Here is a 20036-nt window from a genome sequence, read left to right on the forward strand (position 1 = left end):
CGCGCGAGAGAGAACGAGAGATGACTGAAGCGGTCAAGCTGCTGGACCACGTCCAGGCGATCAACTGGAACCGGATCCAGGACGACAAGGACGTCGAGGTGTGGAACCGCCTCACGGGCAACTTCTGGCTGCCCGAGAAGGTGCCGCTGTCGAACGACATCCAGTCGTGGAACACCCTCACGGCCGACGAGCAGCAGCTCACGATGCGGGTGTTCACGGGCCTGACGCTGCTCGACACGATCCAGGGCACGGTCGGCGCGGTGTCGCTGATCCCCGACGCGCTGACCCCGCACGAGGAGGCGGTGTACACCAACATCGCGTTCATGGAGTCGGTGCACGCCAAGAGCTACTCGTCGGTGTTCTCGACGCTGTGCTCGACGCAGGAGATCGACGAGGCGTTCCGCTGGTCGGTGGAGAACCCGAACCTGCAGAAGAAGGCCCAGATCGTCATGGAGTACTACCGTGGCGACGAGCCCCTCAAGCGCAAGGTCGCCTCGACCCTGCTCGAGAGCTTCCTGTTCTACTCGGGCTTCTACCTGCCGCTGCACTGGTCTTCGCGCGCGAAGCTGACCAACACGGCCGACCTCATCCGCCTGATCATCCGCGACGAGGCCGTGCACGGCTACTACATCGGCTACAAGTTCCAGAAGGGCCTCGAGCTCGTCGACCAGGCCCAGCGCGACGAGATCAAGGACTACACGTTCTCGCTGCTGTACGAGCTCTACGAGAACGAGGTCCAGTACACGCAGGACCTCTACGACCAGGTCGGCCTGACCGAGGACGTCAAGAAGTTCCTGCACTACAACGCCAACAAGGCCCTCATGAACCTGGGCTACGAGGCGATGTTCCCCGCATCGGTCACCAACGTGAACCCGACGATCCTGTCGTCGCTCTCGCCCAACTCGGACGAGAACCACGACTTCTTCTCGGGCTCCGGCTCCTCTTACGTGATCGGCAAGCACGAGTCCACCGAGGACGAGGACTGGGACTTCTGACCCTCTAGGTGTAGCTCCCTGACTAGCCCCCGTGCCGTTCACTAGCGTCCCCTGCGCTAGCGAGCGGCACGGGGGCTAGTCAATGCGCGCTGTAACCGGCGCCTCGGTGCTGGACGTCGGCAGCGTCGCGTTCTGCCATAATCTCGGCCATGACTGCCGAGCGATGGGAGAAGCTCACCGGCTGGCCGCTGACCGCCGCCGCACTTGTGTATCTGGCCGCCTACTCGGTCGAGGTGCTCGCGCAGCCGCGGGGCGCGAGCGCCGTGGCGGTCGAGGCCGTGATCTGGGTGACTTGGGCGCTTTTCGCCATCGACTATGCGGCTCAGCTGCTCCTCGCTCAGGAACGCTGGGTGTGGTTCCGTCGGCACCTCCTGGACCTGCTCGTCGTGGTGCTGCCCATGCTCCGGCCACTGCGGCTGCTGCGGCTGGTGACGATCCTGTCGGTCGTGCAGCGCAGCGCCGGTACGGCCCTGCGTGGACGCATCATCGTCTACGTCTCTGGTGCCTCGGTCCTTCTGATCTACGTCGCGGCGCTGGCAGTGCTCGATGCCGAGCGGGGCGCCGGAGGGCCGATCCAGACGTTCCCGGATGCGCTCTGGTGGGCCTTCGTCACCGTGACCACGGTCGGCTACGGCGACTACTTCCCCGTCACGGGCCTCGGGCGATTCGTCGCGGCCGGTCTGATGGTCGGCGGCATCGCGCTCATCGGCGTCGTCACCGCCACCCTCGCGTCCTGGATCGTCGAGCGGGTGGGCGCGGAATCGCAGGAGTCCGGCGATGCGGTCGCCCGGCTGGCCGAGGAGGTGTCCGAGCTGCGGCGCGCCGTCGAGCGCGAGGACGCACGCGGGGGAGACGGCGCCGTCGCCACCGGCAGCGGTGCATAGGCCGGGCCGAGCTGTCGCCCGTCCTAGACTTTCCCGCATGCCCGGCGATCCTCCTCCGTTCAGCCCTGTCGTGACCCTGCTGACGGTGAGTCGGCTGTGGGACGCGGAGCTATCGGCCGCGTTGAAGGGGCTGGGGCTCACGACGCGCAAGTACGGGCTGCTCGGCCATATCCGTGGTACGCCGGGAATCTCGTTCAGCGAGCTCGCCCGCCGCTCGCGCATCACCGTGCAGAGCGCGCACACGGCCGTCGACGGTCTCATCCGGGCGGGCCTGGTGCAGGACACCACGGCGCATGCCGGCGCGGCGTCCACCCTGGCGGTCACCGACGCGGGCCAGCGGGTGCTCGATGAGGCGGCGGCCGTGCTCGCGCGCCTCGACGCCGCGTTCGCAGCCGCGCTGCCCGACCTCACCCCGGCGCTGCAGCGCGAGTTCGTCGCCCAGCTGGCCCGTCGCGCGGAGTGAGGCTTCCATACCTTCAGTTAGGCTGAAGGTATGGAAGCCTTTCTGCTCTCGCTGCACGTGCTGGCCGGGATCCTGTTCGTCGGTCCCGTGGCCGTCGTGGTCAGCCTGTTCCCGCGCTTCGCCCCCGTGCTCGACGGCGCCCCGCAGCGGCGGCCCGGCGAGCGATCCGAGCGCGTCGCGCTCGTGCTGCACCGCATCACCCGGGTGTACGGGGTGCTGGCGCTCGCCGTCCCGGTGTTCGGTCTCACGCTGGCCGTCGTCCAGTCCCGCATGGGGGAGATCTGGATCACGATCGCGATGGTGCTCACCGCCGCGGCGGGCGGGCTGTTGGCGCTGCAGATCGCGCCGCGTCAGCGCGACGCCATCCGCACGCCGGACGACGGCGCGCAACTGCGGCGCCTCGGGATGCTCGCGGGCGTGTTCAACCTGCTGTGGGCGGTCGTCGTGGTGCTGATGATCGTCCGCCCCGGCTCGACGTACGGAGCGTGAGCGGGATGCGACCCCTCCTGCGCGCGCTGGAAGTGCTGTCCGTCCTCGAGCTGGTCAGCATCGCCGCGCTGCTGCTCAATCTGCTGACGGTGCACGAGCCGGCTGTGTCCTCGGCGCTCGGCCCGATCCACGGCGCGCTCTATCTGGCCGTCGCGGTGACGGCGCTCCTCGGGCGCGGCCTCATGCTGCGCACGCGCCTGCTCGCGCTCGTCCCGGTGCTGGGAGGTGCGTTCGTGCTGTGGCTGGTGCGCGTCGAGCGGTCCAGGGCACGGAGCGTCCCGAGCTGACTGCCGCGATTCCGAAGAGATCGGGGCGACCGAAGGGATCTGGCGGGGGATACCCGGTCGGAGATCCTCTCGGAAGCGTCGCGCGGGAGCGGTGCACGCGAAGCGCTATCCAGCCACCCCGTAGGATCCGATCACCGTGTGTCCGTCGCTCGCGTACAGCGGGATGCTCCGTCCGCCGCGCTGCTCCTGCGACCACTCCAACACAACCTCGCGCGGGACTGGCGTCGGGCCGAACAGGTCCTCGGTGCGCGCGTAACCCTCCAGCGGGTGGCCATCCGGATCGCGCCCGAGCACGAGGACCAGGTCGGGAAGCGTCTCGTCCGTGAGCGTGCCGATCGTCTCGCCCGCCGCGTTCGTCGCCGCGACTTCGCGATTCCGCGCGCTGTAGGAGGCCGATACGATGTACGCCGCGTCGTCATCGGTCGTGATCTCGAGCGGGTGCGGGTCGTCGGAATGGTGGAGCGGAAACTCGTACGTCACGGTCGCGGCGTCGTCCTGGCAGCGGAAGGTGAAGTGGTCCGTGACCGCCTCGTCGGCGAGCGACACGGTGAACCCGCCCGGTGTGAGGCAGGTGAGGCTGACCGAGAGGTGACTCGCCGAGAAGTCCGGTCGGGGGACGACGGTGGTCTGCGAACCGCGCATCGTGCCGTCCTGAAGCGGGGCCGTGGACGCGAGCGCTGCTCCCGCCGCCAGGCCCCCTCCGCCGAAGCCGACCGCGGCCGCCAGCACGGCGGCGCCCCAGCGAAATCGATGGACCCGCTCGCGATCGCGCGCGATTCGACGCATCACGTTGGCGCGAGCCTCTCGCAGAAGAACCTCGGCCTCGGCCCCGGATGGGGGTGGTGTCCGCATATCGTCGGTGCTCATACGACCTCGTTTCGCAGAATGGTGCGTACTCTCTGAATTCGCTTCGCCACGGCACCCGAGGTCGTCCCCAGGGTCGCTGCGGCTTCCTTGTACGATCTGCCCTCGATGAGGCAGAGCCGACACAGCGTTCGATCGGGTTCGGAGAGACCGTCGATCGCGTCGAGCACCCATCGCAACCTCTCCTTCGCCAGGTCCTCCGCTTCCGCCTTCCGGACATCGCCCCGGAACTCATCCGGGAGTGGCAGGGCATCGTGTCGTGCTCTCCGCCGCTTCAGATTCCGGCTGTGGTTGAGGCACGTCGTCAGGAGCCACGGCAGCGCGGACGCGCCCACAAGGCGGATGGCGCCGGCACGCCTCCACGCCGTCAGGAACGTCTCCTGCACGAGGTCCTGCGCGTCTTCGCGGGTCGCGGCGAGCGCCCAGGCGTACCGCATCACTGCGGCGGCGTGACGATCGAAGAGGGCCTGAAAGGCAAGCTCGTCGCCGTTGCCGGAACGCTCGAGGAGTTCGGCATCTCCAGTCCCATCCACGCGTCACCGTCCCTTCACCATTGAAGTGTCGGTGACGTCGCGATCATGACGTCGAGCTCGCGCTTCCGAGCCGCCGCTTGGCGGAGCAGGTGTGGCCCGTCAGGCGTCGATGCCGAGGTCCTTGCGCAGGCGCGCGACGTGCCCCGTGGCCTTGACGTTGTACATGGCCCTGGCGATCGTGCCCTGCTCGTCGATCACGAACGTCGAGCGGATGACGCCCTCGACGACCTTGCCGTAGTTCATCTTCTCGCCCCACGTGCCGTACGCGCGGTGCACGTCGGCGTCGGGGTCGCTGAGCAGGTCGAAGGTCAGCCCGTCGCGCTCGCGGAACTGCGCCAGCTTGGCCGGCTCGTCGCGGGACACGCCCACCACGGTGTAGCCCGCGCCGGCGAGAGAGGAGATGCTGTCGCGGAAGTCGCACGCCTGCGTCGTGCAGCCGGGCGTCATCGCCGCGGGGTAGAAATACAGCACGACCTTGCCGCCGCGCAGGTCTCCGAGCGAGACGGACTCGCCGTCCTGGTTCTTCAGGGTGAAGTCGGGAGCGGGGGCACCGGGTTCGAGTCGCGTGGTCACGTCTCCAGCCTAACCAGCGCCGGGGGTCAGTAGTCGGTGCGGTCCTTGAACGTCGCCAGCAGCCGCTGCAGCGAGTCGACACGCGCGGCGGGCAGACGCTCCTCGGCGACGGCCTCGTTGAGCGCGCAGTCGGGCGCATCCGGCAGGTGCGTGCACCCGCGCGGGCACTCCTCGGCGACCTCGGCCAGGTCCCGGTACGCCGTGAGGATGTTCGCCGGATCGACGTGCCCGAGCCCGAACGAGCGCACGCCCGGGGTGTCGATCACCCACCCGGACCCCGCCGGTCCCTGGTATCGCAGCGACACCGTCGAGGACGACGTGTGCCGGCCGCGACCGGTCACCTCGTTGACGTGGCCCGTCGCTCGTCGGGCCGAGGGCACGAGCGCGTTCACCAGGGTCGACTTGCCGACGCCCGAGTGTCCCACGAACACGGTCGAGTGGCCCACGAGCGCCTCGCCGATGAGGTCGATCGGCGTCTCCGCGGGCGAGCTGCGGAACACGCGCAGATCCTCGAGGCCGTCGAAGTGCTCCAGGAACGGGCCCGGATCGGCCAGGTCGGTCTTCGTGACCACCATCAGCGGCCGGATGCCCGCGTCGAGCGCCGCGACCAGGTACCGGTCGACCAGGCGGGGCCGGGGCTCGGGATCCGCGGCCGCGACGACGATCAGCATCTGGTCGGCGTTGGCGACGATCACCCGCTCGACCTGGTCGGTGTCGTCCGCGCTGCGTCGCAGCAGCGACGTGCGCTCCTCGATCCCGACGATGCGCGCGAGCGTGCCCTCCTCGCCGGAGGTGTCGCCCACGACGCGCGCGCGATCTCCCGTCACGATGGGGGTACGGTGCAGCTCGCGCGCCCGCGCCGCCGTCACCGGGCGCTCGTCCGGAGTGTCCTCGTCCACGAGCACGGTGTACCGGCCGCGGTCGACCCCCAGCACGCGCGCGATCGTCGCGTCCTCGTGCGCCGGGCGACGCTTGGTGCGGGGGCGGTTCGCCTTGGGGTTCGGCCGCACGCGCACGTCGCTCTCGTCGAACTCCGGCTCGTCGTCGAGCTCGTCGCCGAGGGCGTCGTCGAGCCAGCTCACACGGCGCTCCGAGCGCGCCGGAGCCGGTGTGCGTCGCGTCCCGGCGCCGGGCTCATGCCTTGACGCCTCGCAGCATCTCTTCCCACAGCTGGGTGAACTGGGGCAGCGTCTTGGCGGTCGTGCCGATGTCGTCCACGACGACGTCCGGCACGCGCAGGCCGATGAGCGCTCCCGTGGTCGCCATCCGGTGGTCGTGGTGGGCCTTCCACGTGCCGCCGCGGAGCGGAGCGGGCGTGATCCGGATGCCGTCCGGCAGCTCCTCGGCCGAGCCGCCCAGCGCGTTGACGTTCCCGGCGAGCGCGGCGATCCGGTCGGTCTCATGGCCGCGGATGTGCCCGATGCCGTGGAACGTGGTGGGAGACTCGGCGAACACCGCGAGGCCCACGAGGGTCGGAGTGAGCTCGCTCACCGCCGAGAGGTCCAGGTCGACGCCGTGGATCTCGCGCCCTCCGGTGACCGTGAGCGCCCCGCCGCGACGGCTCACGCGCGCGCCCATCAGCTGCAGGATGTCGGCGAGCTGGGCGCCCGGCTGCGTGGAGTGCGGCGGCCAGCCGGAGACGGAGACGGATCCGCCCGCGACCATGGCCGCGGCGAGGAACGGCGCCGCGTTCGACAGGTCCGGCTCGATCGCGATGTCCTTGGCGCGGAGCGGCCCGGCCGGCACGATCCACTCACCCGGGGCGGGCCGCTCGACGTACACGCCGCGGCGCGCCAGCGCCTCGATGGTCATGTCGATGTGGGGCGTGCTGGGAAGGCGCGACCCCGTGTGCCGCAGGCGCAGCCCGACGTCGAAGCACGGCGCGGCCAGCAGCAGGCCCGACACGAACTGGCTCGATGCCGAGGCGTCGATCGTGATCTCGCCGCCGCGGATGCGGCCGCGCCCGCGCACCGTGAAAGGCAGCGACCAGCGGCCGCCGTCGTCGATGTCGACGCCGAGGTCGCGCAGCGCGCGGATCATCTCGCTCATCGGGCGGTGCAGCGCGCTCTCGTGCGCGGTGATCAGCACGTCGCCCGGTGCGAAGCCGGCCAGGGGCGCGAGGAAACGCATGACCGTGCCGGCCTGCCCGCAGTCGACCGTCGCCCCGGCGGTGAGGGGGGAGGCCGGCGTCACCCGGAGGTCGGGGCCGAAGGGGCCGTCGCCCGCAACCTCCTCGACCGTCACGCCCAGGGCGCGCAGTCCCTCGACCATCCGGCGCGAGTCGTCGGACTGCAGCGGCGACATCAGCCTGCTGGGACCCTCCGCGAGTGCGGCGAGGATCAGCTCCCGGTTGGTGAGCGATTTCGACCCCGGGATGGTCAGCGTCGCGGACAGTCCGCCCGCCGTCGTGGGCGTGGCGTATGCGCCCCGCGGGGCGTCGGGGGAATACCCGTGCGCTGTCATCGGTTCCTAGCCTACTGATAGTCCCGTCGCCTGCTCCGAGAACATCCCCCGATCCGCCCCCCGGATCGGCGGAGCGGGCGCCGGAAGCCGAGAGGAGAGGGATGATCGCCACAGTCCCTGCCGTCGCGACGCTGCGTCGACCTGTCGCGGCCGGACGTCCACCGATGCCCGAGGCCGACCTCGCCCTAGACTGGCTCCCGATGGATGACGAGCCGGATCAGGCCGACAACGACGGCGCCGCGAACGAGGGTGACGCGAGCGAGGCGGTCACGCGCGCCGACGCCCCGCAGGGCGAGCCCGCGGGCGAGGCCCGCGACCAGTTCGAGCAGCAGGCGCTGCCCTTCATGGATCAGCTGTACGGCGCGGCGATGCGCATGACGCGCAACCCGAACGACGCCGCCGACCTCGTGCAGGAGACGTTCGTGAAGGCCTTCGCGTCGTGGGCGTCGTTCACGCAGGGCACGAACCTGAAGGCTTGGCTGTACCGCATCCTCACCAACACGTACATCAACACGTACCGCAAGAAGCAGCGCGAGCCGTATCAGGGCACGATCGACGACCTCGAGGACTGGCAGCTCGGCGGCGCCGAGTCGACGACCGCGACGAGCAGCCGCTCCGCCGAGGCCGAGGCGATCGACCACATGCCGGCGTCCGTCGTGAAGGACGCGCTGCAGTCCATCCCCGACGACTTCCGGATGGCGGTGTACCTCGCCGATGTCGAGGGCTTCGCCTACCAGGAGATCGCGGACATCATGAAGACCCCGATCGGCACGGTCATGAGCCGCCTGCACCGTGGCAGGCGCCTGCTGCGTGACCTGCTGAAGGACTATGCGGCCGAGCGAGGCATCCAGGCCGCACCGACGAGGAGCCGAGTCTCCAACAGGAGTGAGAAATGACCGACTGCGGTTGCGAGAAAGCGCGGCAGGATCTCGAGGAATACCTGCGCAACGAGATGTGCAAGACGGAGCACTCCGACATCCGCGAGCACCTGGAGAACTGCCCGTCGTGCCGTGACGAGGCGCTCGTCGCGCGTACGCTCACGGAGGTCGTCGCACGCGCGTGCAAGGAGACCGCGCCCGAGGAACTGCGCCGCCAGGTCCTGGAGCGCCTGCGGCTCGCGCAGGCCGCCGCGCACTGACGTCCCCTCCCGCGCCCACGGCCCACCCCCGTCCCGGCCCGCGCGAAACACGTGCTCTCATCGAGGGCACGTGGTTTATCACGTGTTCTCGCGCAGAGCACGTGCTTCGGCGAGGAGACGGACCGGGCGGGGCGGCCGTCGGGAGAGGTGGGTAGGGTCGGCATATGGCCGATCTCCCTGACGCCCGCACCCTTCCGCTCGACGAGGCCTCGCGCGCCGCGCTGGCCGAACGCGGCCTGGAGTACCGCCTGCTCAGGTCGCACGACGGGGACGCGATCGACGCCCACTCGAGCGCCTGGATGCGCGGATTCGCGGCACCGGAAGCGGAGGAGGAGCACCTCCGCGATGTGCGGGAGACGATGGCCGGGCGCCGCCTCATCGGCGTCTACGACGCGCGCGGGGCGCAGGCCCACTGGCCGGTCGCGACGGTCAGCTCGTGGATCACGCCCGTGACGATTCCGGGCGGCGAGTTGCCGATGTGGGCGATCAGCACCGTCACGGTCGCCGCGACCCACCGGCGTCGCGGCATCGCGAGGGCGCTGCTGGAGGCGGAACTGCGCGACGCGCACGCGGCAGGCGTCCCGATCGCGGGGCTGACGGCCAGTGAGGCCACGATCTACGGCCGCTACGGCTTCGCGCCGGCCACCCAGGCGGCCACGTGGAAGGTGGACACGCGCCGCGTCCGCTGGGCCGGACCTGAGGCTCCGGGGCGGATCGAGTACATCGATCGGGAGGCCGCGGCCGCGCTCATGGGCGAGCTGCACGAGCGCACGCGCCTGCAGCGGCTGGGGGAGGTGCCCGGCTGGCCGCGGCGGTGGCTGGGGCACCTCGGGCTCGTCGAGAAGAAGGATCGCGCGGTGCGCGCGGTTCGCTACCTCGACGCCGCGGGGGAGCCCCGGGGTGTCCTGGCGTACAAGATCGACGAGGACCACGAAGAGGCGGACGCCGACCTGACGATCCGCTTCCTCGTCGCGGACGGCGACGAGGCGGTCGCGGCGCTGTGGCGCTTCGCGATCGAGCACGATCTGGTCGGCACGGTCACCGCCCCGGACCGCCCGGTGGACGAGCCGCTGCCGTGGCTCGTGTCCGACCCGCGCGTGCCGACATCGTCGCTCACCGACCACGGCTGGCTGCGCATCGTCGACGTGCCCGCCGTGCTGGAAGCGCGCGCGTACGCCGGCCCGGTCGACCTGGTGCTGCGGGTCGCCGATCCGCTCGGCTACGCCGACGGCGCCTGGCGCGTCGAGATCGCCGACGGCCGCGCCACCGTGACCGAGGCGGCCGGAGCGGGCGCCGACGTGGAGCTGACCGTGCAGGAGCTCTCCGCCGCCTACCTCGGCGGCGTCTCGCTCGCCGTGCTGCGGGCGGCGGGCCGCGTGCGCGGGTCGGACGCCGCGATCGCGGCGCTCGACCTCGCGCTGCGCGTGCCCCGCGCCCCGTTCCTCAGCATCGTGTACTGAGCCCGCACGGCCGCGTGCCCAAAGCACGTGCTCTCACCGAGCGCACGCGGTTATCCACGTGTCCTCGCGCAGAGCACGTGCTTTGGCAACATGCGTCAGGACAACGCGCGCTTCATGAGGTCGGCGTGCTCGCTCGCGTGCACCTTCGACGAGCCCGTGGCGGGCGACGCCGAGGCGGTGCGCGCCACGACGCGGATGCCGCGGCCGTTCAGGTGGCCGGCGACCTCGAGCGCGATGAACGGCCACGCGCCCTGGTTCTCCGGCTCCTCCTGCACCCACACGAGCTCCGCGCCCGGGTACGTCTCGAGGATCGCGTTCAGCTCCTCGACCGGGGCGGGGTAGAACTGCTCGACACGGACGAGCGCGATCTCCGGGTTCGGCCGCTTGTCGAGCTCGCCGCGCAGATCCCAGTGGATCTTGCCCGAGTGCAGGAGCACCTTCTTCACGGCGCCCTTGTCGATGCCGCGGTTGTCGTCCAGCACCGGCTGGAACCGGCCCGACGTGAAGTCCTCGACCTCGCTCGTCGCGCCGCGCAGGCGCAGCATCGCCTTCGGCGTGAACACCACCAGCGGACGCCGCGGGCGCGAGTAGGCCTGCCGGCGCAGCAGGTGGAAGTACGACGCGGGCGTCGACGGGCGCGCCACGGTCATGTTGTCCTGCGCGCACAGCTGCAGGAAGCGCTCGATGCGCGCCGACGAGTGGTCGGGACCCTGGCCCTCGTAACCGTGCGGCAGCAGCAGCACGACGCTCGACTGCTGGCCCCACTTCTGCTCGGCCGAGGAGATGAACTCGTCGATGATCGACTGGGCGCCGTTGACGAAGTCGCCGAACTGCGCCTCCCACAGCACGAGCGCGTCGGGGTTCTCGACGGAGTAGCCGTACTCGAAGCCCAGCGCCGCGTACTCGCTGAGCAGCGAGTCGTACACCCAGAACCGGCCCTGGTTCTCGCCCAGGTTGAGCAGCGGCAGCCACTCCTGGCCGTTGACGCGGTCGTGCAGCACGGCGTGGCGCTGCACGAACGTGCCGCGGCGCGAGTCCTGACCTGCCAGGCGCACGGCCGTGCCCTCGAGCAGCAGCGACCCGAAGGCCAGCAGCTCGCCGAAGCCCCAGTCGATCTGCCCGTTGCGGCTCATCTGCACGCGCTTGTCGAGCAGCTGCTGCAGCTTCGGGTGCACCGTGAAGCCGTTGGGCTTGTTCGCGTGCGCGTCGCCCACCTGGTGGATCACCTCGACGGCCACGCCGGTCGTCTCGGGCTCACCGACGACCTCGTCCTCGGCCGCGCCCGGGTCCACGACGGGGTTGGAGCCGGTCTCGGCCGCGTGCGTCTCGGCGAAGGCGACCTCGAGACGCTCCTGGAAGTCGCGCTTGGCCTGCTCGTACTCCTCCTCGGTGATGTCGCCGCGTCCCACGAGCGCCTCGGTGTACAGGCGTCGGGTCGAGCGCTTCGCCTCGATGAGGTTCGTCATGAGCGGCTGCGTCATCGACGGGTCGTCGCCCTCGTTGTGGCCGCGGCGGCGGTAGCAGACGAGGTCGATCACGACGTCGCGGTGGAAGCGCTGGCGGTACTCGAACGCGAGCTCCGCGACGCGCACGACGGCCTCCGGGTCGTCGCCGTTCACGTGGAAGATCGGCGCCTGGATCGTCTTGGCGACGTCGCTCGCGTACACCGAGCTGCGCGCGTCCTGCGGAAGGGTCGTGAAGCCGACCTGGTTGTTGACGATGACGTGCACCGTTCCGCCCGTGCGGTAGCCGCGCAGCTGCGACATCTGCAGGGTCTCGAAGACCACGCCCTGGCCCGCGAAGGCCGCGTCGCCGTGCACGAGGATCGGCAGCCACGAGAACGTCCCGACCGGCCGGCGGTCCTGCTTGGCGCGCACGATGCCCTCGAGCACGCCGTCGACCGTCTCGAGGTGTGACGGGTTGGCCGCGAGGTAGACGGCGAGCTCCTCGCCGTTCTCGCCGACGTACGTGCCCTCGGTGCCGAGGTGGTACTTGACGTCGCCCGAGCCGCGCTTGTTGCCGGGGAGCGCGCCCTCGAACTCCTGGAACACCTCGCCGTACGTCTTGCCGGCGATGTTCGTGAGCACGTTGAGGCGCCCGCGGTGCGCCATGCCGATCGCGGCGCCCTCCAGCCCGGCTCCCGCCGCGCCCTGCAGGACGCGGTCGAGGAGCGGGATGAGCGACTCGCCGCCCTCGAGCGAGAAGCGCTTCTGGCCGACGTACTTGGTCTGCAGGAAGGTCTCGAACGCCTCGGCCTCGTTGAGCTTGCGCAGGATGCGCAGCTGGTCGTTGTGCTCGGGCTTGGTGTACTTGACCTCCAGCTTGCGCTGGAACCACTCGCGCTGCTCGTGGTCCTGGATGTGCATGTACTCGAAGCCCGTGGTGCGGCAGTACGAGTCGCGCAGGACGCCGAGCACCTCGCGCAGCTTCATGGCGCGCTTGCCGCCGAAGCCGTCGACGACGAACTCGCGCTCGAGATCCCAGAAGGTCAGGCCGTGCGACTCGATCTCGAGGTCGTGGTGAACGCGCTGGACGTACTCGAGCGGGTCCACATCGGCCATGAGGTGGCCGCGCACGCGGTACGCGTTGATGAGCTCCTGCACGCGGGCGGTCTTGTCGACGCGCTCAGAGACGTCGATCGCGACGTCGTTGTTCCACGCGATCGGCGCGTACGGGATGCGCAGGGCGGCGAAGATGCCCTCGTAGAAGCCGCGCTGCCCGATCAGCAGCTCGTGCACCTTCTTGAGGAACTCGCCGGACCCTGCGCCCTGGATCACGCGGTGGTCGTACGTGCTCGTCAGCGTGATCGTCTTGCCGATCGCGAGCTCGTTGAGCGTCTTCTGGCTCGCGCCCTGGAACTCGGCCGGGTACTCGAGGGCGCCGGCGCCGATGATGCAGCCCTGGCCCTTCATGAGGCGCGGCACGGAGTGGACCGTGCCGATGCCGCCCGGGTTGGTGAGCGAGATCGTCGTGCCCGCGAAGTCGGAGGCGGTCAGCTTGTTCGCGCGTGCCCGCTTGACGAGGTCCTCGTACGCCGCGAGGAACTCGGTGAAGGAGAGCGTGTCGGCGTTCTTGATGCTCGGCACGAGGAGCGCGCGCGAGCCGTCGGGCTTGGGGAGGTCGATCGCGATGCCGAGGTTGACGTGCGCGGGGGCCACGACCGACGGCTTGTCGTCGATCTCGGCGTAGAACACGTTCTGGCTCGGGAACTCCTTGAGCGCCTGCACCAGCGCCCAGCCGATGAGGTGCGTGAAGCTCACCTTGCCGCCGCGGGTGCGCGACATGTGGTTGTTGATGACGATCCGGTTGTCGATCATCAGCTTCGCGGGGATCGTGCGCACGCTCGTCGCGGTCGGGACCGTGAGCGACTCGTCCATGTTCCGGGCGAGCGTCTTCGGCATGCCCTTGAGGACGGTCACCACGTCCTCGTCGGCCTTCTCCTCGGAAGCGGACTTGGCGCCGGAGTCGTCCTTCTTCTCCGGGGCGTCGGCCGGGATCGGGGCGGGGGTCGCGGGCTTGGCGGTCGTGCGGGCCACCGGCTGCTGGCCGATCACGGGCACGGGGGCCGTCGGCGGGTGGGCGGTCTGGGCGGCCGAACTCCCCGATCCGGACGGGCTGGTCACCCCGGCAGGGTCGTACGCCTCCAGAATCGGCCACCACTCCTTGTCCACCGAGTTCCTGTCGGCCTTGAACTGCTGGTAGAGCTCGTCCACGAGCCACTGATTGGCCCCGAACTCTCCCTCGCTCGAAGACCCGATGCCCGTTACCTGGCTCGACACGGCCGAATCGCCTTCTTTCATCGGTGAGAATCCGTCCGTACGCACAGCTGCTGTGCGTGACGCGTACGCCTGAAAAGCCTAGCCCAGATCGTCCCGCGGCCGTCGCCCCCCGGAGCGATGGTGAGCGCGCTCTCAGCCTGTCCGGGAGCCTGTACGCGGCCCAGGGCGCAGACAGGTGGGAATCCGCCGCGGAGGCGCCGCCCGCGGGCGCGACACGCCCGCGCGCCCGTAAGATGCTGTCACTATGGACGACCCTCCCAGTTGTAGTAGCTCGCCCCACAGCACAGCGATCACGATGACCGCCTCCCCCGCGAGCGGGGGTGGAATCGGATGGATCTGATCCTGCTGGGCGTGGGGCTGCTTCTGACCATCGGGACGGGGCTGTTCGTCGCGAGCGAGTTCGCCCTCGTCAACCTGGACCGGGCCGACCTGGAGGCGCGGCAGGCGCGCGGCGAGTCGCGGCTGTCGCTGACGATCTCGGCGCTGCGCCACACCTCGACGCACCTGTCGAGCGCGCAGCTGGGCATCACGCTCACGACGCTGCTGACGGGCTACACGATGGAGCCGGCGTTCTCGCGCATGCTCTCTCCCGTGCTGCTCGGCTGGGGGCTCGCGGAAGCCGCGGTCTCGCCCATCGCGACGATCATCGGGATCGCGGTCGCGACGATCCTGTCGATGATCCTCGGCGAGCTCGTGCCCAAGAACTTCGCCCTCGCGCTGCCGCTCGCGACCGCAAAGGTGGTCGCGCCGTTCCAGCTCGCCTTCACGGCCGTGTTCCGCCCCGCGATCGCCCTGCTCAACGGCAGCGCCAACAAGGTCCTGCTGGCCGTGGGCATCGAGCCCAAGGAAGAACTGTCGGGCGCGCGCACCGCGGAGGAGCTGTCGTCGCTCGTGCGCCGCTCGGCGATGGCCGGCGTGCTCGAGGCCGACACCGCGACCCTGCTCGACCGCAGCCTCACGTTCGCCCGGCTCACCGCGGCCGATGTCATGACCCCGCGCCCGCGCGTGCACGCGGTGGCGGCCGGCGATTCGGCCGACGAGGTGATCCAGCTGGCCCGCCAGACCGGGCACAGCCGGTTCCCGGTGTTCGACGACTCGATGGACGACATCGTGGGGATCGTGCACCTCAAGGCGGCCGTGGCCGTGCCGCGCGAGCGTAGGGCGGACGTGCCGGCGGCGGCGCTCGCGACCGAGCCGCTGCGGGTCCCCGAGACGGTCCATCTCGACGCGCTCGTCTCCGAGCTCCGCTCGCGCGGCTACCAGATGGCCGTCGTGGTGGACGAGTACGGCGGGACGGCGGGCGTCGTGACGCTCGAGGATCTCGTGGAGGAGATCGTCGGCGAGGTGTCTGACGAGCACGACCGCCGACTCGCCGGCGTCGTGCGGCACCGCGACTCGCTCACGTTCCCCGGGCAGCTGCGGCCCGACGAGCTGCGCGACCGGGCCGAGGTCGAGGTGCCCGAGGCCGACGCGTACGACACGGTCGGCGGTTTCATCATGAGCGTGCTGGAGCGCATCCCCGTCGTGGGCGACACCGTGCGCGTCGACGACGGGACCCTGACCGTCGAGCGTATGGACGGGCGGCGCGTCGACCGCGTGCGGTTCACCCCCGATCCGCTGCCGAGCGAGGGGATCGAGGACCTCCCCGTGCCCTCGATGCATGCGAGCGGAGGAGACCGATGAGCGACTGGGCCGGACTCGCCTGGCTGGTGGTGCTGCTGGTCGGCAACGCGTTCTTCGTCGGCGCCGAGTTCGCCGTCATCTCGGCGCGACGCTCGCAGATCGAGCCGCTCGCCGACCGCGGATCACGCGCGGCCAAGACCGCGCTGTACGCGATGGAGCACGCGACGCTCATGCTCGCGACGTCGCAGCTGGGCATCACGATCTGTTCGCTGCTGATCCTGAACGTCTCGGAGCCCGCGATCCATCACCTGCTCGCGGTGCCGCTGGGGCTCACGGGCCTGCCGACCGCGCTCGTCGACACTGTGGGATTCATCATCGCGCTGGTCCTGGTGTCGTACCTGCACGTCGTGTTCGGCGAGATGGTGGCCAAGAACATCGCGTTCTCGGTGCCGGACCGGGCGGTGCTGATCCTCGCGACTCCGCTCGTATGGGTGTCGAAGCTCTTCCACCCCGTCATCTGGGTGCTCAACTGGGTCGCGAACGGCGTGCTGCGCCTGTGCGGCGTGGAGCCGAAGGACGAGGCGACGTCGACGTACACGCTGGACGAGGTCGGCACCATCGTCGCGCAGTCGCGTCGGGAGGGGCTGCTCGACGACCTGTCGGGGGCCGTCGCGGCCGCCGTGGAATTCACGGACAAGAAGGCCAAGGACATCGCCGTGCCGCTGGACGACATCGTCGCGCTGCCGGAGACGACCACGCCCGACGAGATCGAGCGCGCCGTGGCCAAGCACGGCTACTCGCGCTACGTGATCGTCGACGATGAGGGCGAGCCCGTCGGATACGTGCACCTGAAGGACGTCCTGCGCGCCGCGGACGGTCCGGACGAGAGCGCCACCGTGTCGCGTCCGATCCCCGCCAAGCGCATCCACCACATGGTGCCGGTGCAGGAATCGACCGATCTGGAGGACGCGCTCGCGCTCATGCGCCGTGCCGGCCGTCACCTCGCGCGCGTGCGCAACGCACAGGGGGAGACCACCGCGGTGCTGTTCCTGGAGGACATCCTCGAGGAGCTGATCGGCGAGGTCCACGACGCCACCCGCCGCGGCCGCTGACGGGGCGGACCTCGGTTCCGACTGGCTGCGCGGGCTCAACGAGCGGGGAGGGGGCTCAGCCGGGGCGGTGGGCGCGGACGTACTGCGGGGGCCAGAGCGCTTCGGCCGGTTCGCCGAGCTCGGTCGCGGCGCGCAGGCCGAAGTGCGGGTCGCGCAGCCACTCGCGCGCCGCGAAGATCGCATCGGCGGCGCCGTCCTGCAGGATCCGCTCCGCCTGTGCGCCGGAGGTGATGATCCCCACCGCCGCGACGGGGGCGCCCGACAGCTCCCGCACGCGGGCGGCGTAGGGGACCTGGTATCCCGGGCCGATCGTGAGCTGCTGGTGCGCCACCAGTCCCGCGCTCGACACGTCGATGAGGTCGGCGCCCGCCGCGATCGCCCACCGCGCGGCCTCGGCGACGTCCTCGGGCTCGAGGCCGCCGGGGGCCGCGTCCGACGCCGAGAAGCGCACGAGCACGGGCACCGCGTCGCCCACCTCGGCACGCACCGCGCGGACGACGTCCACGGTCAGGCGGGCCCGGTTCTCCAGCGAACCGCCCCACGCATCGGTGCGCCGGTTGCTCAGGGGCGAGAGGAACTCGTGCAGCAGGTAGCCGTGCGCCGCGTGCACCTCGAGCACGTCGAAGCCGGCGTCCACCGCGCGCCGGGCCGCGGCCGCGAACGCCGCGACGACGTCCGCGATCCCGGCCTCGTCGAGCGCGCGCGGTTCGGCGAAGCCCTCGTAGGCCACGGCCGACGGCGCGACCGACTGCCAGCCGCCCTGCTCGGCTGGCACGGTGCCGCTCGCGTCCGCGAACGGCCACCACGTCGACGCCTTCCGGCCGGCGTGGGCCAGCTGCACGCCGACCGCGGCCCCTCGCGCATGGACCGCCTCCACGATCGGCCGCCACGCGTCGCGCTGCGCGTCGTTCCAGAGCCCCGTGTCGCGCGGCGAGATCCGACCCTCGGGCACGACCGCGGTCGCCTCGGCGACGATCAGGCCCGCGCCGCCGGAGGCGAACTGCGCCAGGTGCACGTGGTGCCAGTCGTTCGGGACGCCCTCCTCGGCGCTGTACTGGCACATGGGGGCCACCCACAGCCGGTTGCGGAACGTCGTCTCGCGCAGGCGCAGGGGGCTGAACAGCAGGCTCATGGAGCTCCGATCCGGCTCGCCACGCGCCGTCCGGCGCGTGGGTATCGTGTGGGCATGGCAAGCGGCGACCATCGGGCGCAGCCTCCGGAGTGGACGGCGGCTGATGCCGCGCGCATCCTCCGGGTGCCGACCGACGCCTCCCACAAGTATTCCCGCGGAGTGGCCGGCCTGCGCACCGGGTCCGTCTCCTACCCCGGGGCGGCGGTGCTCAGCGTCGAGGGCGCCGCGCGCGCCGGCGCGGGCATGGTGCGGTGGCTGGGGCCCGTCGAGGTCGCGCGCCTCGTGCTGCAGCGGCGTCCCGAGGTCGTCACGACCCCCGGACGCGTCGACGCGTGGGTGATCGGATCGGGCACCGACCCCGGGAACCGGGAGCCCGGCGAGACCCTCCGGTTGCGGGAGATCCTCGCCGGTTCCCACCCGGTGGTGGTCGACGCCGGCGCGCTCGACGTGCTGGACGGTGCCAGTGCGCCGTTCGTGGCCACGCCGCACGCGGGGGAGTTCGCCCGCCTGCGGGAGCGCCTCGGGCTCCCGCAGGCGTCGGGCGAGGCGGGTGCCGCGGCGGCCGTCCGGGAGACCGCGGCCGCGCTGGGCGGCGTCGTGCTCCTCAAGGGCTCCGAGACGATCGTCGCCGCCCCGTCCGGCTGGGCGACGGTCGTCCGCTCCGGCACCCCCTGGCTGGCGACCGCCGGCACGGGCGACGTGCTGGCCGGCGCGCTCGGGGCGCTCGCCGCCGCGGCGGCGGCCGAAGGACCCGCGGGCGTGGGCGTGGAGCAGCTGGCGCCCCTCGCCGCGACCGCCGCGTGGGTGCACGGCGTGGCGGGACGTCTGGCCGCCGGGATCGCCGCCACGGGGATCCCCGCCGCCGGAAGCTCCGCCGCGGCAGGGCCCGCCGGGGGAGGGCCCGTCGCGGCAGGCCCCACCGGAGGAGGACGCCCCATCACCGCTCTCGACGTGGCCGAGCGCCTCCCCGAGGCCTGGGCGATCGCGTTCGCGGAGCGTGCGTAGCGTGCCGCGGCCCTCGCACCGCCTCGCGCTGTGGGCGTGCTTCATCATCGTGCACGCGTGGGTGGCGTGGTTGGGGTGGGTGCTGCCCAACCAGCCGATGGGCGATGTCTACCTCGTGTACGAGCCCTGGTCCCGCGCCGCGCTCGCCGGGGATGGCATCGTCGGGGTCACCGAGACGTGGGTGTATCCGCACCTCGCGCTCGCCCCCATGGCGCTCGCGCACGCTCTGGCATGGGTCGGCGGCTACACCGTCGGGTGGGCGCTGCTGGTCACGGCGTGCGACGCCGTCGCGTTCGGGATGCTGCTGGGCACGGCGGGCTCGCGTTCGCGGCGGCTCGCGGCCTGGTTCTGGCTCGCCTTCAGCGCCGCGCTCGGCCCCGTGGGCATGTATCGTCTCGACGCGATCACCGTGCCGCTCGCCGTCGCAGGCCTGGTGTGGCTCGCGCGGCGACCGCTCGTGGGCGCGGCCCTGCTCGCGGCCGGGGCGTGGATCAAGGTGTGGCCGGCGGCCCTGCTCGCCGCCGCCTTCGTCGCGCTGCGGCGACGCGCCGACGTCGTCACGGGAGCCATCGTCGTCACGGCCCTCACCGTGGGCGTGATCATCCTGTCCGGCGGAGCCGCCCACCTGCTGGGATTCGTGACGGCGCAGACCGGCCGCGGCCTGCAGATCGAGGCTCCGGTCAGCACGCCGTATCTCTGGGGTGCCGCCGCGAGGGCAGAGGGATGGTGGCTCTTCTACGACCGCGACATCCTGACGTTCCAGGTCACGGGCCCGCACGTCGACGCCGTCATCGCGGTCATGACGCCCGTTCTCGCGCTCGCCGCAGCGTCGATCGCGGCGCTGGGCTGGCACAAGGCCGCGCGCGGCGCCTCCATCGTGCGGCTGCTGCCACCCCTGTCGCTCGCGCTGGTCACGGCGCTCATCGTGTTCAACAAGGTCGGCTCGCCGCAGTTCCACGTCTGGCTCATCCCGCCGCTGGTGCTGTGGCTCGTGCTCGATCGCCGCCGTGCGTTTCCGCTCGCGGTTCTGGCGCTCGTCGCGGCCCTCCTGACGCAGCTCGTGTATCCCGTCCTGTACGGACACCTGCTCGCGGCGGCGCCGACCGCGGTGGCGGTGCTCACCGTGCGCAACGCCACGCTGATCGCGCTGCTGGCGTGGTCCGTCCTGCGTCTCGTCCGCGTCCCCGTCCGCACGGTGCGCGACGCGCCGGCCGTCGTCGTCTGAAACCCCTATCG

The 20036-nt window shown here is 71.2% G+C and carries 19 protein-coding genes; 12 read left to right on the top strand and 7 right to left on the bottom strand.

Annotated elements, in window-relative coordinates; translation table 11 throughout:
* Positions 1-20 precede the first annotated feature (20 nt).
* The 5 genes from nrdF (at position 21) to IEX37_RS12295 (ending at position 3118) form a co-directional block, all read left to right on the top strand.
* Positions 21-995, top strand: coding sequence for a class 1b ribonucleoside-diphosphate reductase subunit beta (gene nrdF, locus IEX37_RS12275; RefSeq protein ID WP_188756568.1), 975 nt, complete (start codon positions 21-23; stop codon positions 993-995).
* A 149-nt stretch (positions 996-1144) separates the two neighbouring features.
* Positions 1145-1879, top strand: coding sequence for a potassium channel family protein (locus tag IEX37_RS12280; protein WP_188756569.1), 735 nt, complete (start codon positions 1145-1147; stop codon positions 1877-1879).
* 37 nt (positions 1880-1916) lie between these two features.
* Positions 1917-2342, top strand: a complete 426-nt coding sequence (locus IEX37_RS12285; RefSeq protein WP_188756570.1) for a MarR family winged helix-turn-helix transcriptional regulator — start codon at positions 1917-1919, stop codon at positions 2340-2342.
* 30 nt (positions 2343-2372) lie between these two features.
* Positions 2373-2831 carry a hypothetical protein gene (locus IEX37_RS12290; protein ID WP_188756571.1) on the top strand — a complete coding sequence of 153 codons (459 nt, stop codon included), beginning with the start codon at positions 2373-2375 and terminating at the stop codon, positions 2829-2831.
* 5 nt (positions 2832-2836) lie between these two features.
* On the top strand, positions 2837-3118 hold the full coding sequence (locus tag IEX37_RS12295) for a hypothetical protein (protein WP_188756572.1): 282 nt from the start codon (positions 2837-2839) through the stop codon (positions 3116-3118).
* A gap of 105 nt (positions 3119-3223) precedes the next feature.
* On the opposite strand, the gene IEX37_RS12300 is transcribed toward IEX37_RS12295, so the two are convergent.
* The 5 genes from IEX37_RS12300 to aroA all read right to left on the bottom strand — a co-directional run bounded on the left by IEX37_RS12300 (position 3224) and on the right by aroA (position 7551).
* A complete protein-coding gene (locus tag IEX37_RS12300; protein WP_188756573.1) occupies positions 3224-3985 on the bottom strand; it encodes a hypothetical protein in 762 nt (253 codons plus the stop codon).
* The gene (locus tag IEX37_RS12305; RefSeq protein ID WP_188756574.1) at positions 3982-4515 is read right to left on the bottom strand and encodes an RNA polymerase sigma factor; all 534 of its coding nucleotides are present in this window, start codon (positions 4513-4515) and stop codon (positions 3982-3984) included. The genes IEX37_RS12300 and IEX37_RS12305 overlap by 4 nt, the downstream gene beginning before the upstream one ends.
* A 99-nt stretch (positions 4516-4614) precedes the next feature.
* Complete coding sequence (gene bcp / locus IEX37_RS12310) at positions 4615-5088, bottom strand: thioredoxin-dependent thiol peroxidase (protein WP_188756575.1); 474 nt, start codon at positions 5086-5088, stop codon at positions 4615-4617.
* Positions 5089-5114: 26 nt separating this feature from the next.
* On the bottom strand, positions 5115-6170 hold the full coding sequence (gene rsgA, locus IEX37_RS12315) for a ribosome small subunit-dependent GTPase A (protein ID WP_188756576.1): 1056 nt from the start codon (positions 6168-6170) through the stop codon (positions 5115-5117).
* Between the two features lie 52 nt (positions 6171-6222).
* Positions 6223-7551 (bottom strand): 3-phosphoshikimate 1-carboxyvinyltransferase, encoded by a 1329-nt coding sequence (aroA, locus tag IEX37_RS12320; RefSeq protein WP_188756577.1) that lies wholly within the window; start codon positions 7549-7551, stop codon positions 6223-6225.
* Positions 7552-7652: 101 nt separating this feature from the next.
* Between aroA and IEX37_RS12325 the strand changes: the two genes are divergently transcribed.
* From IEX37_RS12325 to IEX37_RS12335, 3 genes are all read left to right on the top strand, one after another.
* Positions 7653-8447, top strand: coding sequence for a sigma-70 family RNA polymerase sigma factor (locus tag IEX37_RS12325; RefSeq protein WP_188756578.1), 795 nt, complete (start codon positions 7653-7655; stop codon positions 8445-8447).
* The gene (locus IEX37_RS12330; protein WP_188756579.1) at positions 8444-8689 is read left to right on the top strand and encodes a zf-HC2 domain-containing protein; all 246 of its coding nucleotides are present in this window, start codon (positions 8444-8446) and stop codon (positions 8687-8689) included. Before IEX37_RS12325 ends, IEX37_RS12330 begins: the two co-directional genes overlap by 4 nt.
* 164 nt (positions 8690-8853) lie before the next feature.
* The gene (locus IEX37_RS12335; protein ID WP_188756580.1) at positions 8854-10149 is read left to right on the top strand and encodes a GNAT family N-acetyltransferase; all 1296 of its coding nucleotides are present in this window, start codon (positions 8854-8856) and stop codon (positions 10147-10149) included.
* A gap of 95 nt (positions 10150-10244) precedes the next feature.
* On the opposite strand, the gene IEX37_RS12340 is transcribed toward IEX37_RS12335, so the two are convergent.
* Positions 10245-13928: a multifunctional oxoglutarate decarboxylase/oxoglutarate dehydrogenase thiamine pyrophosphate-binding subunit/dihydrolipoyllysine-residue succinyltransferase subunit gene (locus tag IEX37_RS12340; protein ID WP_188756581.1), complete on the bottom strand. Its 3684-nt coding sequence runs from the start codon at positions 13926-13928 to the stop codon at positions 10245-10247.
* A 330-nt stretch (positions 13929-14258) separates the two neighbouring features.
* On the opposite strand from IEX37_RS12340, the gene IEX37_RS12345 reads away from it, so the two are divergent.
* Positions 14259-15611 (top strand): hemolysin family protein, encoded by a 1353-nt coding sequence (locus IEX37_RS12345; RefSeq protein WP_188756582.1) that lies wholly within the window; start codon positions 14259-14261, stop codon positions 15609-15611.
* On the top strand, positions 15608-16663 hold the full coding sequence (locus IEX37_RS12350; protein ID WP_188756583.1) for a hemolysin family protein: 1056 nt from the start codon (positions 15608-15610) through the stop codon (positions 16661-16663). Before IEX37_RS12345 ends, IEX37_RS12350 begins: the two co-directional genes overlap by 4 nt.
* A gap of 55 nt (positions 16664-16718) precedes the next feature.
* On the opposite strand, the gene IEX37_RS12355 is transcribed toward IEX37_RS12350, so the two are convergent.
* The gene (locus IEX37_RS12355) at positions 16719-17795 is read right to left on the bottom strand and encodes an NADH:flavin oxidoreductase/NADH oxidase (RefSeq protein ID WP_188756584.1); all 1077 of its coding nucleotides are present in this window, start codon (positions 17793-17795) and stop codon (positions 16719-16721) included.
* Positions 17796-17849: 54 nt separating this feature from the next.
* Between IEX37_RS12355 and IEX37_RS12360 the strand changes: the two genes are divergently transcribed.
* Together IEX37_RS12360 and IEX37_RS12365 are read left to right on the top strand one after the other, a co-directional pair.
* Positions 17850-18800, top strand: coding sequence for an ADP-dependent NAD(P)H-hydrate dehydratase (locus IEX37_RS12360; protein WP_188756585.1), 951 nt, complete (start codon positions 17850-17852; stop codon positions 18798-18800).
* Between the two features lies 1 nt (position 18801).
* A complete protein-coding gene (locus IEX37_RS12365; RefSeq protein ID WP_229663244.1) occupies positions 18802-20025 on the top strand; it encodes a glycosyltransferase 87 family protein in 1224 nt (407 codons plus the stop codon).
* The last annotated feature ends 11 nt before the right edge of the window (positions 20026-20036 follow it).

The sequence above is a fragment of the Microbacterium album genome, assembly GCF_014643695.1.
Classification (GTDB): domain Bacteria; phylum Actinomycetota; class Actinomycetes; order Actinomycetales; family Microbacteriaceae; genus Microbacterium; species Microbacterium album.